This window comes from Metabacillus arenae, assembly GCF_014773385.1.
Classification (GTDB): Bacteria; Bacillota; Bacilli; order Bacillales; family Bacillaceae; genus Metabacillus_D; species Metabacillus_D arenae.
In genome coordinates this window covers 1-15,383 of sequence record NZ_JACXAI010000036.1, presented here as the reverse complement: position 1 = coordinate 15,383, position 15,383 = coordinate 1, and the positions used below count along the sequence as shown (strand labels likewise).

At 38.9% G+C, this 15,383-nt stretch carries 22 protein-coding genes and 1 rRNA gene; 21 read left to right on the top strand and 2 right to left on the bottom strand.

Translation table 11 applies throughout. The features are described 5' to 3' along the window. Window positions 1-3: 3 nt before the first annotated feature. The 18 genes from IC621_RS21305 (at window position 4) to IC621_RS21220 (ending at window position 12,245) form a co-directional block, all read left to right on the top strand. Window positions 4-339: a KOW domain-containing RNA-binding protein gene (locus IC621_RS21305; protein ID WP_191161235.1), complete on the top strand. Its 336-nt coding sequence runs from the start codon at window positions 4-6 to the stop codon at window positions 337-339. Beyond that, entirely contained in the window at window positions 317-535 is a 219-nt protein-coding gene (gene infA, locus IC621_RS21300; protein WP_003217190.1) for a translation initiation factor IF-1, read from the top strand. Before IC621_RS21305 ends, infA begins: the two co-directional genes overlap by 23 nt. Window positions 536-570: 35 nt before the next feature. After that, entirely contained in the window at window positions 571-684 is a 114-nt protein-coding gene (rpmJ, locus tag IC621_RS21295; RefSeq protein ID WP_003156543.1) for a 50S ribosomal protein L36, read from the top strand. 22 nt (window positions 685-706) lie between these two features. Next, window positions 707-1,072: a 30S ribosomal protein S13 gene (rpsM, locus tag IC621_RS21290; protein ID WP_191161233.1), complete on the top strand. Its 366-nt coding sequence runs from the start codon at window positions 707-709 to the stop codon at window positions 1,070-1,072. A 19-nt stretch (window positions 1,073-1,091) separates the two neighbouring features. Beyond that, the gene (gene rpsK, locus IC621_RS21285; RefSeq protein WP_191161231.1) at window positions 1,092-1,481 is read left to right on the top strand and encodes a 30S ribosomal protein S11; all 390 of its coding nucleotides are present in this window, start codon (window positions 1,092-1,094) and stop codon (window positions 1,479-1,481) included. 183 nt (window positions 1,482-1,664) lie between these two features. Beyond that, a complete protein-coding gene (locus tag IC621_RS21280) occupies window positions 1,665-2,609 on the top strand; it encodes a DNA-directed RNA polymerase subunit alpha (RefSeq protein ID WP_191161229.1) in 945 nt (314 codons plus the stop codon). A 75-nt stretch (window positions 2,610-2,684) separates the two neighbouring features. Continuing rightward, the gene (gene rplQ / locus IC621_RS21275; RefSeq protein ID WP_191161227.1) at window positions 2,685-3,047 is read left to right on the top strand and encodes a 50S ribosomal protein L17; all 363 of its coding nucleotides are present in this window, start codon (window positions 2,685-2,687) and stop codon (window positions 3,045-3,047) included. A 442-nt stretch (window positions 3,048-3,489) separates the two neighbouring features. Further along, the gene (locus tag IC621_RS21270) at window positions 3,490-4,329 is read left to right on the top strand and encodes an energy-coupling factor ABC transporter ATP-binding protein (protein WP_191161225.1); all 840 of its coding nucleotides are present in this window, start codon (window positions 3,490-3,492) and stop codon (window positions 4,327-4,329) included. Next, window positions 4,305-5,174, top strand: coding sequence for an energy-coupling factor ABC transporter ATP-binding protein (locus IC621_RS21265; RefSeq protein WP_191161223.1), 870 nt, complete (start codon window positions 4,305-4,307; stop codon window positions 5,172-5,174). The genes IC621_RS21270 and IC621_RS21265 overlap by 25 nt, the downstream gene beginning before the upstream one ends. Further along, entirely contained in the window at window positions 5,171-5,968 is a 798-nt protein-coding gene (locus tag IC621_RS21260; RefSeq protein WP_191161222.1) for an energy-coupling factor transporter transmembrane component T family protein, read from the top strand. Before IC621_RS21265 ends, IC621_RS21260 begins: the two co-directional genes overlap by 4 nt. 11 nt (window positions 5,969-5,979) lie before the next feature. Next, the gene (truA, locus tag IC621_RS21255) at window positions 5,980-6,720 is read left to right on the top strand and encodes a tRNA pseudouridine(38-40) synthase TruA (RefSeq protein WP_318153104.1); all 741 of its coding nucleotides are present in this window, start codon (window positions 5,980-5,982) and stop codon (window positions 6,718-6,720) included. Window positions 6,721-6,872: 152 nt separating this feature from the next. Further along, on the top strand, window positions 6,873-7,310 hold the full coding sequence (gene rplM / locus IC621_RS21250; RefSeq protein WP_191161217.1) for a 50S ribosomal protein L13: 438 nt from the start codon (window positions 6,873-6,875) through the stop codon (window positions 7,308-7,310). A gap of 21 nt (window positions 7,311-7,331) precedes the next feature. Then, on the top strand, window positions 7,332-7,724 hold the full coding sequence (gene rpsI / locus IC621_RS21245; RefSeq protein WP_191161215.1) for a 30S ribosomal protein S9: 393 nt from the start codon (window positions 7,332-7,334) through the stop codon (window positions 7,722-7,724). A 698-nt stretch (window positions 7,725-8,422) separates the two neighbouring features. Next, entirely contained in the window at window positions 8,423-8,725 is a 303-nt protein-coding gene (locus IC621_RS21240) for an acyl carrier protein (RefSeq protein ID WP_318153103.1), read from the top strand. Window positions 8,726-8,738: 13 nt separating this feature from the next. Beyond that, window positions 8,739-9,248 carry a GNAT family N-acetyltransferase gene (locus IC621_RS21235; RefSeq protein ID WP_191161347.1) on the top strand — a complete coding sequence of 170 codons (510 nt, stop codon included), beginning with the start codon at window positions 8,739-8,741 and terminating at the stop codon, window positions 9,246-9,248. A 414-nt stretch (window positions 9,249-9,662) separates the two neighbouring features. Continuing rightward, window positions 9,663-10,106, top strand: coding sequence for a DUF2521 family protein (locus IC621_RS21230; protein ID WP_191161211.1), 444 nt, complete (start codon window positions 9,663-9,665; stop codon window positions 10,104-10,106). Window positions 10,107-10,166: 60 nt separating this feature from the next. Next, window positions 10,167-10,880 (top strand): N-acetylmuramoyl-L-alanine amidase CwlD, encoded by a 714-nt coding sequence (cwlD, locus tag IC621_RS21225; protein WP_191161209.1) that lies wholly within the window; start codon window positions 10,167-10,169, stop codon window positions 10,878-10,880. Between the two features lie 312 nt (window positions 10,881-11,192). Next, a complete protein-coding gene (locus IC621_RS21220) occupies window positions 11,193-12,245 on the top strand; it encodes an Mrp/NBP35 family ATP-binding protein (protein ID WP_191161207.1) in 1,053 nt (350 codons plus the stop codon). Window positions 12,246-12,425: 180 nt separating this feature from the next. Here IC621_RS21220 and gerD read toward each other — a convergent pair whose 3' ends face one another. Continuing rightward, window positions 12,426-13,049 (bottom strand): spore germination lipoprotein GerD, encoded by a 624-nt coding sequence (gerD, locus tag IC621_RS21215; protein WP_191161205.1) that lies wholly within the window; start codon window positions 13,047-13,049, stop codon window positions 12,426-12,428. Between the two features lie 196 nt (window positions 13,050-13,245). Between gerD and IC621_RS21210 the strand changes: the two genes are divergently transcribed. Then, window positions 13,246-13,863, top strand: coding sequence for a KinB-signaling pathway activation protein (locus IC621_RS21210; RefSeq protein ID WP_191161203.1), 618 nt, complete (start codon window positions 13,246-13,248; stop codon window positions 13,861-13,863). Window positions 13,864-13,943: 80 nt separating this feature from the next. On the opposite strand, the gene pdaB is transcribed toward IC621_RS21210, so the two are convergent. Further along, entirely contained in the window at window positions 13,944-14,705 is a 762-nt protein-coding gene (gene pdaB, locus IC621_RS21205) for a polysaccharide deacetylase family sporulation protein PdaB (protein WP_191161201.1), read from the bottom strand. An 86-nt stretch (window positions 14,706-14,791) separates the two neighbouring features. Between pdaB and IC621_RS21200 the strand changes: the two genes are divergently transcribed. After that, window positions 14,792-14,974, top strand: a complete 183-nt coding sequence (locus IC621_RS21200; RefSeq protein WP_191161199.1) for a hypothetical protein — start codon at window positions 14,792-14,794, stop codon at window positions 14,972-14,974. 244 nt (window positions 14,975-15,218) lie between these two features. Next, window positions 15,219-15,383, top strand: a 16S ribosomal RNA gene (locus tag IC621_RS21195); the annotation flags it as partial.

Below are 15,383 nucleotides of genomic sequence, written 5' to 3'. Positions count from 1 at the left end.
TGTTTGAGCGAACCTGATTCGAGCCCGCGCATAGGTCAGTTTGTTTTGATCACTCAAGGCAGAGAAGCTGGACAATATGCAGTAGTGATTCATATTCTCGACAAGCGTTTCGTTTTAATCGCTGACGGAGAAAAACGAAAGTTTCATTCTCCCAAAAGAAAGAATATCAATCATCTTATGTTTTTTGATTGCGTATCTCCAGAAGTTCAGAACAGTATAAACGAGTCTGGTCGTGTGACAAACGGTAAACTTCGTTTTGCAGTTAGTAAGTTTGTCAATGAGCAAGTTACTGATTTGAAGAAGGGAGAACACTTAGATGGCGAAAGACGATGTTATTGAAGTAGAAGGTACTGTTGCTGAAACTTTACCAAATGCAATGTTTAAAGTAGAATTGGAAAATGGCCATACTGTTTTAGCGCATGTATCCGGTAAAATCCGTATGCACTTTATCCGTATTTTACCTGGAGACAAAGTTACGGTAGAATTATCTCCGTATGATTTAACTCGCGGTAGAATTACGTATCGTTATAAATAAACGCACTCCGTACTATCAAGGAGGTTGAAAACAAGATGAAGGTTAGACCATCCGTTAAACCAATCTGCGAAAAATGTAAAGTAATCCGCAGAAAAGGAAAAGTAATGGTTATCTGTGAAAATCCAAAACATAAGCAAAAACAAGGATAATTTTAAGGAGGTGCATCTGTAAATGGCACGTATTGCTGGTGTTGACATTCCACGTGATAAACGTATTGTCGTATCATTAACATATATTTTCGGTGTAGGAACTTCAACTGCTCAAAAAGTATTAGCAGAAGCTGGTGTTTCTGAAAATACTCGCGTTCGCGATCTTACTGAAGAAGAATTAGGGAAAATCCGTGATGTATTAGACAAACACAAAGTTGAAGGGGATCTTCGTCGTGAAGTTTCTTTAAATATTAAACGTCTAATTGAAATCGGCTGCTACCGCGGTCTTCGTCACCGTCGCGGCCTGCCTGTTCGCGGTCAAAATACGAAAAACAACGCTCGTACTCGTAAAGGTCCACGTCGTACTGTAGCGAACAAAAAGAAATAAGTAAGGGAGGTTATCAAACATGGCACGTAAAACAAACACTCGTAAACGTCGCGTGAAAAAGAATATTGAAGCTGGAATTGCTCATATCCGCTCAACTTTCAATAACACAATCGTTACGATTACGGACGTACACGGCAATGCGATTTCTTGGTCTAGTGCTGGTGCTTTAGGTTTCAGAGGTTCTCGTAAATCTACTCCGTTTGCAGCGCAAATGGCAGCTGAAGCTGCAGCAAAAGTTTCCCAAGAACATGGCTTGAAAACATTAGAAGTTACTGTCAAAGGACCAGGAGCTGGTCGTGAAGCTGCAATCCGTGCACTTCAAGCTGCAGGTCTTGAAGTAACAGCAATTAGAGATGTTACTCCAGTACCACATAATGGATGTCGTCCGCCAAAACGTCGTCGCGTATAATTTATCTGTATAGATTTTGTATCCATGTCAATAATGGGTTATGATACAGTATTATATTTTAAAGCAGAATTGCCCATTCTGTTGTTGTGCACAATAGGGATTTATTAATGGGGAATTTCGGTTAGATAGAAAAAAGCAGTATTCTGACCGAGGTTTCGACGTTTTGAAGGAGGGTTTGATTGAATGTTGGAAATTGAAAAACCAAAAATCGAAACGGTTGAAATCAGCGATGATGCCAACTACGGTAAATTCGTCGTAGAACCACTTGAGCGTGGATATGGTACAACTCTGGGTAACTCCTTACGTCGTATCCTATTATCCTCACTACCTGGTGCCGCTGTAACATCGATCCAAATAGATGGTGTACTGCATGAATTTTCTACTATAGAAGGCGTCGTTGAAGATGTTACAACGATCATCTTAAACATTAAGAAACTTGCACTTAAAATTTATTCTGAAGAAGAGAAAACACTTGAGATCGATGTCCAGGGTGATGGAGCTGTTACGGCTGCAGACCTTACACATGATAGTGATGTAGAAGTTTTAAACCCTAACCTTCACATTGCAACACTCGGTGCGAATGCTCATTTGAGAATGAGATTAACTGCAAGACGCGGACGCGGATATACTCCAGCAGATGCGAATAAAAGAGAAGATCAGCCAATTGGTGTGCTTCCGATCGATTCTATTTACACACCTGTTTCTAGAGTTTCCTATCAAGTTGAAAATACTCGTGTTGGCCAGGTGGCGAATTTCGATAAATTGACTCTTGATGTGTGGACTGATGGCAGTACAGGACCTAAAGAAGCGATTGCTCTTGGTGCTAAAATCTTAACTGAGCATCTTAATATCTTCGTTGGTTTAACCGATGAGGCTCAAAATGCTGAGATTATGGTAGAGAAAGAAGAAGACCAAAAAGAGAAAGTACTTGAGATGACAATTGAAGAACTTGATTTATCTGTCCGTTCATACAACTGTTTGAAACGCGCAGGAATCAATACAGTACAAGAACTAGCTAATAAAACAGAAGAGGATATGATGAAAGTTCGTAATCTAGGACGTAAGTCATTGGAAGAAGTTAAAGCTAAGTTAGAAGATCTTGGCTTGGGACTTAGAAAAGATGACTGATTACCAGGTTAACTAGTAATTTTCTTTTGTTTTCATAGAAGTTAGTCAAGTATATAACAAAGGAGGGGACATCATATGTCATACAGAAAATTAGGACGTACAAGTGCGGGGCGTAAAGCTATGTTACGTGACTTAACTACTGATTTAATCATTAACGAACGTATTGAAACTACTGAAGCACGTGCTAAAGAACTTCGCTCAGTTGTTGATAAAATGATTACTTTAGGTAAACGTGGTGACTTACACGCTCGTCGTCAGGCTGCTGCTTTCATCCGTAATGAAGTAGCAAATGAAGAAAACGATCAAGACGCTCTTCAAAAATTATTCGGCGATGTTGCACCTCGTTACTCTGAGCGCCAAGGTGGATACACTCGTATTATGAAGCTTGGCCCTCGTCGTGGTGACGGAGCACCAATGGTTATCATTGAATTAGTCTAAGAACACTTAGATGTTTTACCACTAGGGCAGGGGACAGTTTTATTACTGCCTTATGCCCTTTTTTTACAAGCATTAAGCTTTGAAATAAATACAATTTAAAAGGCGGTTTTCGTAAACATTGTTGCTGTTGAAACAAATCTATTACTTTGAGATTTATGGTTCTTGAGGTGAGAGGTGAGATTTGAAGCAGCTGGCAGCTCACCAATTGCCAGTATTTAAAAGCTTCTTATAAGTCAATAGCAACAATCACTTAGAAAAGAGCCCTTAATAAAAGTTGTATTTGTCTAGCTGTAGCGCCTAGGCCCCACTTAAAGTTCTGCGTGGACTTTTCACAGGAATGTGTGGGCTGTATAGGGCGCTTCCGTTATTTATGCGGCAATTTTTTACCTGACCAGAGCAGGTAGGTAGCTTAAGTTTAGTTTTGGAGAAGGGAGGATGTCAGGTGGGACAAGATGTAGTAAAAGTGGAAAATATTGTTTTTCGGTATCATAAAGAGTCAAACCCAGCACTTCAGAACGTCAGCTTAGAAGTGAAAGATGGGGAATGGCTTGCCATAGTAGGTCACAATGGATCTGGTAAATCTACTCTTGCGAGAATTTTGAATGGTCTCTTTCTTCCTCAGGAAGGGCATGTCCAAGTATGCGGTTTACCACTTACTGAAGAGAACATCTGGGAAATACGCAAAAAAGTAGGAATGGTTTTTCAAAATCCTGATAATCAATTTGTTGGTACAACTGTAAAAGATGATGTGGCTTTTGGTTTAGAAAATCATGCTGTACCGCGAGAAGAGATGGTGAAAAGGATCGAGTGGGCAACAATGCAGGTGAAAATGGAAGAGTTTCTCGATCAAGAGCCGCACCATCTATCAGGTGGTCAAAAACAGCGTGTTGCAATTGCCGGAGTAATAGCTGTGCAGCCAAAAATTATCATCTTGGACGAAGCAACATCCATGCTTGACCCCATTGGACGGGATGAAGTAATGAATTCCGTTCGTACACTCCAGGAACAAGGAATTGTTACAGTTATCTCAATTACTCATGACTTGGAAGAGGCTGCTAAAGCTGATCGGGTCATTGTGATGAACAATGGAAGAAAGTTTGCAGAAGGAACACCAAGCGAAATTTTTGCACTTGATGAGTCTCTTACAGAAATAGGGCTGGACCTTCCATTCTCTTATCAGCTAAGTCAGAAGCTTAAAACAGCAGGTGTACCTGTCGGAGAGAACCACTTGACTCCTGAAGGGTTGGTGAAAGAGCTATGGACATTACAATCAAGGAGCTAGAACACCGCTATCAGGCGAAAACACCCTTTGAACGGTTAGCTTTGTATGATCTGAACCTAGAAATAAAGCAAGGGACTTTCCTTGCTGTTATAGGCCACACAGGTTCTGGAAAATCTACTCTTCTTCAGCATCTCAACGGGCTTTTAAAGCCAACTAAAGGTTATTTGCAAATTGGGGATAATCAAATTCATGCAGGAAAAAAGCAAAGGAATTTAAAGGCCATTCGGAAGAAAGTCGGTATTGTCTTTCAGTTCCCTGAACATCAGCTATTTGAAGAAACGGTAGAAAAGGATATTTCATTTGGGCCGCTTAATTTCGGAGTGTCTGACCAAGAAGCGAAGGAAAGAGCAAGAAAAGCTATTTCCATAGTGGGATTGCCTAATGACATATTGACTAGGTCTCCTTTTGAGCTAAGCGGCGGACAAATGAGGAGAGTGGCAATTGCCGGAGTACTTGCAATGGAGCCAGAAGTGATTATTTTGGATGAACCGACTGCAGGACTTGATCCAAGAGGCAGAAAAGAGATTATGGACTTATTTTATACTCTTCATCATAAACAAAACCTAACGACGATTTTGGTTACCCATAGTATGGAAGATGCTGCACGCTATGCTGGTGAGATTGTTGTTATGCATAAAGGAACTATCAAATTAAGTGGTAAACCTAGTGAGGTCTTTGCATCCAGCCAACTATTGGCCGAGATGGGGCTTGATTTGCCTGAGACAGTTAAATTCCAGCGTACTTTAGAGCAGAAACTTGGGGTTACATTACAAAAGGTATGCCTTTCTATGGATGAGATTGTTGAAGAAGTAAAAAGTCTTTTGGCAGTTGGTGAAATACGATGATGGATAAGATTTTAATCGGCAAATATGTCCCAGGTGACTCGCTTGTTCATAAAATGGATCCGCGCGCAAAGCTGACAATGATTTTTTTATTTGTATTTGTTGTTTTTTTCGCAAACAACTGGCTAACTTACACCATATTAGGGGCCTTTACATTGTCGGTCGTTTTTATGACGAAGTTGCCCCCTAGATTTTTGATAAATGGTCTAAAGCCAATTTTATGGATTATCCTTTTTACCTTTCTATTGCATATCATTGTTACGAGGGAAGGGGCAGTCATAATAGATTTAGGTTATTTTGAGATTTATGAAGAAGGTATTGTCCAAGGTATTTTTATCTCATTGAGGTTCCTTTTTCTTATTTTGATGACCACTCTCTTAACACTAACTACTACTCCGATTGAAGTGACAGATGGAATAGAAAGTTTGTTAGGCCCTTGTAAAAAAATCGGATTGCCTGTTCATGAGCTGGCCCTTATGATGTCTATTTCATTAAGATTTATCCCAACTTTAATGGAAGAAACGGATAAAATTATGAAGGCTCAAATGGCTCGCGGCGTAGACTTTACCAGTGGTCCAGTAAAAGATAGAATCCAGGCAATCGTTCCATTGCTCGTTCCCCTTTTCGTTAGTGCATTTAAACGAGCAGAAGAGCTGGCAACTGCAATGGAAGCAAGAGGCTATCAAGGCGGGGAAGGCCGAACAAAGCTAAGACAGCTTCAATGGGGACTAATGGATACGGCTGCTTTAATCCTATTAGCAGCAGCAGGGGTTGTTATGATCCTTTTAAGAGGATAGAGGTGAAGACGGTGAGGTTGAAATGTACCGTTGCCTATGATGGAACAAACTTTCATGGTTATCAAATACAGCTTCAAAAACGGACTGTTCAGCTTGAGCTCGAAAAGGCACTTCAAAAGCTTCATAAAGGGGAAAAGGTAAAGGCTTTTGCCTCAGGGCGGACTGATTCAGGTGTTCATGCACATGGTCAGGTTATCCATTTTGACACACTCCTGCATATTCCACTGGAGAGATGGCCATATGCCCTGAATAGCCTGCTGCCAGATGATGTAGCTTGTTTGAATGCTGAAAAGACAGATGCCCATTTCCATGCCCGCTTTAATGTGAAGAAAAAAGAATACCGTTATCGAGTTTTGTTAACCAAGGAAGCTGATGTTTTTAAGCGGAACTATACCTTCCATTATCCATTTCCGCTAGATATGCTAAAAATGAAGGAAGCTGCTGATTATTTAATAGGATCTCATGATTTTACAAGCTTTTGTTCAGCTAAAACCGAAGTGGAAGATAGGGTTAGAACTATTTATGAAATAAACTTAAACCAAATAAATGGGGAGCTTGTCTTTTCTTTTATAGGTAATGGTTTTTTATATAATATGGTTAGAATCATAGTCGGGACTTTATTGGATGTTGGGGCAAAAAAAATCATTCCAGAAGATATCCCAAAAATTTTATTGGCAAGAAATCGGGAAAAGAGTGGAAAAACAGCCCCAGGTCACGGTTTATATTTATGGAAGGTTTATTATGACAACTAAACCTGGTGTAACATTCTCTTGACATTGCTTTTCCGGCGGGTTATTATATCATATGGTATGTTATTTCAACCCCACGAATAAGCCCCGGAAACTTATCGTGTTTTGAACATAGAGTGTTGAAATTTTTTGATTGATTATTAGGAGGGAAAATCATGCGTACAACGTATATGGCGAAAGCTAGCGAAGTTGACCGTAAATGGTACGTTGTAGATGCTGCTGGCAAAACTCTAGGTCGTCTTGCTACTGAAGTTGCATCTATCTTACGTGGTAAACATAAACCAACTTTTACACCACATGTTGACACAGGTGATCACGTGATCATCATTAATGCAGGACAAATCGAATTAACTGGTAAAAAATTGACTGACAAGATTTATTATCGCCATAGTCAATTCCCTGGCGGATTAAAGTCTCGTACAGCGTTAGAAATGCGTACAAACTACTCTGAGAAAATGTTAGAGCTAGCAATTCGCGGAATGCTTCCAAAAGGATCTTTAGGTCGTCAACAATTCAAAAAGCTGCATGTATATGCTGGCAGTGAGCATCCACATCAAGCACAAAAACCAGAAGTTTACGAACTTCGCGGATAATAACTAAGGAGGTTTTTCATTTTGGCACAGGTTCAATATTACGGTACTGGCCGTCGTAAAAGTTCTGTTGCACGTGTTCGCCTAGTTCCTGGCGAAGGCCGTATCGTTGTTAATAATCGTGAAATTAAAGAATATATCCCATTTGCTGCTTTAATCGAAGACATTAAACAACCTTTAGCATTAACTGAAACAGCTTCAGGCTATGATGTTTTAGTAAGTGTAAAAGGCGGAGGTTTTGCTGGTCAAGCTGGAGCAATCCGTCACGGTATCGCTCGCGCATTATTACAAGCAGACCCTGAGTATCGTTTAACTCTTAAGCGCGCTGGTCTATTAACTCGTGATGCACGTATGAAAGAACGTAAAAAATACGGTCTTAAAGGCGCTCGTCGTGCACCTCAGTTCTCAAAACGTTAATATTCATTATACATCAACGTTTACGCCCTTTCTCGGATTGTCGAGGAAGGGTTTTTTGTTTGTAGATAGATCAGTTTGATTACCTCTTGTGTATCCCTTTTTATGCCAGCCAAACGAATATACTTGTTTTTTCTCATTGTAATCGTATCGCTTAAACAACTGTTGTTGTTCATCAGAGCTCACAGACGTGTTTATGCCTTTATGCCCTTCTAATAGCCTACTAACGCTATTTTTTAAGCGCTCGAGTAGTGTTTTTTCATCAACGCTTCTTCCACGCCATGAGGAAGCGTTCTAGGCGTTTGCAAGATCTGTCCTTTCGTTCAAGTAGAATCTTTTTTATTTTCTATGTGACCAAACTTCTAGACTTGAATGGGTTTATATTCATTCTTGATTTCAGTTTTTAATGAATTTGCCCTTTTCGGACAGCCCATTCATAATTTGCAAAAATAATACAAAATATCCATGGAAACTAGATGAAAGACATGCTAAAATTTGCCAAGTAGAAGGCCGTATGTTGTTCAGAAACCAACTGGATTATTGGAAAAGACAACAAGCAGGCTGGTTCTCAGTGACGCGATTGCTGATGAGCCAGAATAGCCTTCAAATGTGAAATGTCGAACTTTTGGAATATTCCCACCCCAGAGCCATTGTGCAAGTGAAATTTAGGGAATACTTCCAAACCGACCTATCCAACTATTTTGTTGGCAGTATATGCAATATTATTACATCGTTATTCCGTTCAGGACTTGTTGTGCTCTCTACTTGCTTTTCAACTGATGACTCGTATACTTGAGCATTTTACTATCGAAATAGAATTAGAAACTATGTTTGATGAACCTACAGTTGCAAGGCTTGTGAAGCAAGTAGAGGAGACATTACAAATTGGTCATGCAGAAAGTAATGCCAATGAGGAAAGTATTGATGAGTTAGAACTTCTTTTACAGGAAAGAGGACAATCGTCAGAGAATATTGAGAAAGAACTTAACAAATTAAACAGTTAAAGGAGTGTCCATTATAACTAACGAATTGCAAATAACTGAAGTTTCACTGATCAATGAAACGCTCTTAGAAGAATTATCCGATTTATTAATTGAGGTAGTTGAAAGTGGTGCTTCAATTGGTTTTTTATCCCCACTGAGTAAAGAAGCAGCAAGAGAATACTGGAAAGACCTGTTAGGTCAAGGTGTTATTTTGTGGGTTGCTAGATTAAATCAAAAGGTATGCGGGACCATTCAACTGCATCTAGTATTAAGGGCAAATGGTTTACATAGAGCCGAAGTTGTGAGATTAATGGTTCACCCGGAGCAGAGAAGAAATGGAATTGCAAGAAATCTGATGAGTACTTTAGAACAAAAAGCAAAGCAAGAAGGTACAACCCTATTGTTTTTAGATACCCGAGCGGGTGACCCATCTAATATTTTGTATAAATCTCAAGGATATATCGAAGCAGGAAGCATCCCTCGTTATGCTAAGTCTTCGAATGGTGAATTGGATGCCACAGTTTTTTATTATAAGGAAATTTAGAAGCAACTAAAGGAGAATATGAAGAAGTTACGTTCCTTGGTCAGTTTCATACTGCCCCTTTCTTTATCCTGCATGTTATGACTCGTATCCGGGCAATCCGTATCTGGAATTCCTCTGCCTGCCCTTGTATCAATATTCCATATAAGGGAATTTGGACTGAGCTTGGTGTGGCATCAAGAGAAATGAGTAATCTGACTATACACATACAAGAGTTTGACAAACCAGATCGTATTAATTTTGCACCTGATGAACCCTCCAAGTGAAGGTGAAGACAGACCAAGATGCTTGGGTTGCATTAGTTCACTTGTTTTATTGCCTTTTCATCTTGTCTTTCTTTTTCTCATATTTGGCAACTGATAGAAGAATGATTCTATTCATTCGGTTGAAAAATATAGGGAAAGGGGGCATTGAAAATTGGGTACTTTATTATCTTTTAAAGAAAAACGGCGTGAAAAACAGCTTACTTATGAAAGAAAAATGCTTAGAGAGATCTCTCTAACTGAAATAAAGAAAACGATTCTAAATTACTTTAATGAATTTTTTCAAAGTCGCACAATCAGTAAAGCTGCAATTGAGGAAGGATGTATTGATTTTGCAGTTGAAGCATTTCTGCTTGGTGCAAAATTTAGCCGGTTCGGCTATTATGGGGAATCCATGCAAATGGTCGCATATCGGTGCAGACATGAAGAAAAGCTGTTAACAGATGATTTTTTTGATTATATGCTTCATTGGGGAAAAGTGAATGATGATCCAATGATCAATGAATCATTAATGATTGCTTGTGAATGCTATATTCAACAATGGTGGAAAGAAGGCTATACAAAAGGAGAAAAAAGATATAAGCTAAGGCTTCAATAATCATATTCCCTATCCTTGTCCCATATAAATGTAATAAGGGGACGTGCAGGAGGGGAAGAAATGAAAAAGAAGCTAAAATGGTTGGCCTTTTTAGGCGGATTTATTTTATTATTAGTCTTGTTTCGAGTTCAATTTTCAGATAATGATTCTTGGAATGCTTGGAACCTGCCTCTTACTGGTAAAGTGATCTACATAGACCCTGGTCATGGGGGTCCTGATGGCGGAGCGGTAGGAGCTAAATTGTTAGAAAAGGATATAACACTGGAGGTTTCAAAAAGGGTAAGGGACTATTTACAAGAGCAAGGTGCACTCGTGATACTAACCAGAGAGACTGATAAAGATTTAGCCCGCGCAGGTACAAAAGGATACAGCCGCAGAAAATCTGAGGATCTTCGGGAGAGAGTTGAAAGAATTAATCAGTCTGAGGCTGACCTGTATTTAAGCATTCATTTAAATGCTATACCTTCGAGTAAATGGAGCGGCGCACAAACGTTTTACAATGGAAAATATGAAGAGAATGAAAAAATTGCGAAGTTTGTACAGGATGAGCTCCGAAAAAATCTCGAAAATACGACCCGTAAGGTTAAGAAAATCAACAGTGTCTATCTTGTTAAATATACGGAAAAACCGGGAGCCCTAGTTGAAGTCGGATTTCTCTCCAATCCACAAGAGGAGCAGTTGCTTTCAGATGAAAAGTACCAAGATAAATTAGCAGCATCTATCTATAAAGGTGTTTTAAGATATTTTACAGATAAGAATACCCCCCCGGAATGACGGCGGGGTTTTGTTGTGTAAAAAGAAGCTTAAGTTCATTAAATTCCAAACCTTTGGTTTCTCAAATGCTTAGCATGTCATAACCTCTGAATAAGGAAAGGCATCCTTTTTGGGATTGTTTCTCCTTTTTTACCATTTAAATAAGGAGTGAGAAAAGATAATAAAATTTGAAATAATTATCAATGAAATATAGAAAGCTGCCATTCCGATCAATCATTTATCCCATCATGTTTCTTCAAGGTTTATCAATACGACAAAGCAATGTTGTATGTTATACTGATGTAAACGAATTCAACAAAAGGGTGGTTAGCTATGTTGCAAGAACAACAGGTTAAGGAAGCTATTGGTAATCTTAATGATCCGTTTTTACATAAATCATTGCTTGAATTGGACGCTATTAGGGAAATCAAAATTAAGCCTGAAAAAAAGCATGTCAGCGTTAAACTGGGTATTTCAAAATTAAATACTGGTGAACAATTACAGCTGCAACAAGAAGTAGTCGGACGACTTAAATCGGCTGGAGCAGATTCAGTTGGAATTCGATTTGAAGAGCTTCCTCAAGAAACAATAGCAAAGTATCAAGTGGAGTCTTCAGCTGATTCCAATCTTCTTTCATCTGCAAATAAAACGACATTTATTGCGGTTGCTTCTGGAAAAGGCGGGGTTGGTAAATCAACTGTATCTGTAAATTTAGCGATTTCCCTTGCACGGTTGGGGAAAAAGGTCGGACTCATTGATGCCGATATTTATGGATTTAGTGTCCCTGATATGATGGGAATTACAAAAAGACCTGTAGTTAGAGGAGAAAAGGTATTTCCTGTTGATCGGTTTGGGGTAAAAGTGATCTCAATGGGATTCTTTGTAGAGGATAACGCTCCTGTCATTTGGCGCGGACCGATGTTAGGAAAAATGTTGAATAATTTCTTTCAGGAAGTGGAGTGGGGAGATGTTGATTACATTCTTCTTGACTTGCCTCCAGGTACCGGAGATGTTGCGTTAGATGTTCATTCAATGCTGCCTTCCTGCAAGGAAATTATCGTCACAACCCCTCATCCAACGGCTGCTTTTGTTGCAGCAAGAGCAGGGGCTATGGCTCTTAAGACAGATCACGAAGTAATAGGTGTGATCGAAAATATGGCTTATTATGAAAGTAAGAAAACTGGGGAAAAGGAATATGTATTTGGAAAAGGTGGAGGTCCAAAGCTATCAGAAGAATTAAATGTTCCTATGCTGGGGCAAATTCCCCTTCAGCAGCCAGATTGGAATGAAGAGGAATTTGCGCCATCTGTTTACGATGAACAGCATCCAATTGGAAAAGTGTACATGGATATTGCAAAACAGGTAGCAGAAATTATTCCCAGATAACAGCTAACAAATTGAAACAAATGAAATGGGTAATCGCACCTTATAAAAAGGCGGGAGCTGCTTCTTAGAAGCTTGCCTTGATTGAAGGGTTGAGGTAATTACTTTTCCGTTATAGGGCTTATTGTCAGATTGTTTAAGGGCAAGAAAAAGAGCTTCTTTAAACAGAAGCTCCTCGCTCTATTACGGTCCAGACTGTTGCCCTCCACCTCCGCCTTGCTGTTCAGAGCTTTGTTCTCCGCCGCCACCACCTTGACCTTGTGCGCTCTCCATTTCTTTAGCCGCCTTTAATAAGGTTTCTTCCATCTTGTTTTTATAAAGTGGACTTGAGAGAGTTTCGGTTATGACAGTTTGAAGGTGCTTGCGGAATTCTTGACCTTGTACCGCTGTTGTCATTTGCTTTTCCATGTCAGGATTTTGGAACACTTGAATAAGCATTTTTTGATAATCAGGATCCTTCATAAGGTCTTTAATGACTTTTTCGTGTTCAGTTTGCAGCGATTTAGCAAAGCTTTCAGCAAATTTAGGATCTTCAAATGTTTTTTTCCAAAACTCTGCACCCTTTTCGGATGTGAGAGTTTTTTCAATGGTGTCAGAGACAGTTTTTTGATCCATCACAAGACTTTGTTTCAAAGGGTCTTGATTCATAATTTCTTCGATGGCTTTTTTTCCGTCATCTGTTTTTAATATATCGACAACCATTTTTTTGGTTTCTTCATAATCCATTTGACCAGCTTGCTCTTTAGGAGCACAACCTGCTATTGTAAATAAAAAGATCAATGTGAGGAGCAAGTGTTTCCTAGTCATATAAAAAGGCTCCTTTCAATAATAAATTTCCTATTCTTAATATGAATTATCTAAGAGGTTTTATACTTTAATATGACTTCCGTTTTATCCCACTAGATCATTGCCACATCCCTGTGTCAGGAGATGAAGCCCTATATAGCCATTTTCATTCATGATTGGTAAAATCATAAACGAGAAAAAGTATGGAGGATATCGTGTGAATAGTCGTAATTGGGTTCGTTTGTTTTTATCCACGTTGCTTGTAGGAGCAGTTATTACGAGCATTGCTGGATTTACATTAAAATGGGGAGAGTATCAATCGCTTTTTATACAGGGGGAAATAGTTGAAATTCTTTCGGTTTTATTTTGGTTCATCGGATTAGGCTTTATATTTAGCATTATTAGTCAAATGGGCTTCTTTGCTTATTTAACCGTACACCGGTTCGGAATGGGAATATTCCGTTCGGTTTCATTATGGAATAATATACAGCTTTTTCTCATTCTTTTTGTCCTGTTTGATTTAATCTATTTTCGTTATCAGCTTTTTGCAATAAAAGATGAATCGGTTTTATCTTATGTATTATTAGCCATTGCAATCCTTGGATTCGGCTTAGTGGTTGCCTACTTTAAGATGCGGCAAACTAAGAAAAGCGCATTTGTCCCTGCACTTTTCTTTATGGTAGTAGTAACAACCGTTGAATGGGTACCCGCCTTAAGAGTAAATGAAGCGGATTGGCTGTATTTAATGCTGATTCCTTTGCTTGCGTGCAATGCCTACCAGCTCTTGATCCTGCCGAAAATTACCGGAAAAGGGAATGGTAAGCGTCTTGATTAAAGCTATAAATCCCAATTTAGCCATATACTTTCAATAAACTTCTACAGCTGGAAAAAAAGCTGCCGTATTCGCGGCAGCCTTTATTTTACTTCATTTGATTGAGTAGTCGTATTTGCAATTAATTCACTTACAGTTACATTTTTAAGATTTTTTTGCTTTAATCCCTCGACAATCGCAGGGAGAGCTTTTATTGTTTGTTTTACTGAATCAGATGCGTGAAGCAGAATGATATCTCCGCTGCGCATATCCGCGGTTACATTGTTAACAATTTGGTCTACTCCAGGGTTCCTCCAATCATCCGAATCAATACTATAATGTACGATTGTATAGCCATACTGCTGTGCGACTTGCAGCACTTCTTTATCGAAGTTTCCTGTAGGCGGCCTTAAAAGCTTAACATCCTTTATTCCTAAGTTATTAAAAACAGTTTGTGCGAGTACAATGTCCTTTTTTATTTCAGCAGGTTCAAGATGTGTATAATTTTTGTAAGCGTACCCCAAACTTCCAATTTGATGGCCGTCTTTTTGTATTTGTTTTACAATATCGGGATGTCTCTCAGCCCATGCGCCAGATAAAAAGAAAGTCGCATTACTGATTTTGTGTTTTTTTAGGGCATCAAGAATTGGCTTTGCTTTTTCATCACCCCAGCTAATGTCAAATGTGAGAGAGACCATATTCCCTTTTGCTTCTCCTCTATAGATTGCTTTTGGACCATCATCAGTTGAAAAAACGGGGAAGTGAAGGAAATTCTCAATATATAACAACCCTGCAGTAAAAAAAGCTGCAATAATAATAACAATTGCTTGCTTAATTTTTTTTGCTCGAATCACATAAAAATTCATCTAAGCTGATCCTCCTCGTCCATTTCTTTATGTGATGTATATGCTTTGTCCAATTGGAAAATGATTAAAAATAGGAGGGTGATAATATGGCATATGGATTTATTTTGAAACAAACGGACGTAATAGAACTGCAAATAGTCATTGAAGGGGCATTAACTGAACTGGATAGTTCTTTAAGTTCTAAACAACTATCACCCATTATTAGGAGATCGCTGATGGAAAAACAGCAAACATTAATGAGGATAAAAGAAATTTTAAAAACAAATTAAATAAGTATTGACGAATAAATATCAGGATGATATATTATTATTCGCCGCTGCTGATTGTGGAAAATAAATTAGCAGCAGCTGAGAAAAAAATTAAAATAACTCTTGACTCTATATAGATAAAGATGTTATATTAATAAAGTCGCTTCTGAGCGAAGCTGACAACAAAATGATCTTTGAAAACTAAACAAAGCAAAGCGTCAACGTTAATTCTAGATTTATTTTTTAAGAGCTAATCAACTCTACTTTATCGGAGAGTTTGATCCTGGCTCAGGACGAACGCTGGCGGCGTGCCTAATACATGCAAGTCGAGCGGACCATTTAAAAGCTTGCTTTTGAATGGTTAGCGGCGGACGGGTGAGTAACACGTGGGCAACCTGCCTGTAAGACTGGGATAACTCCGGGAAACCGG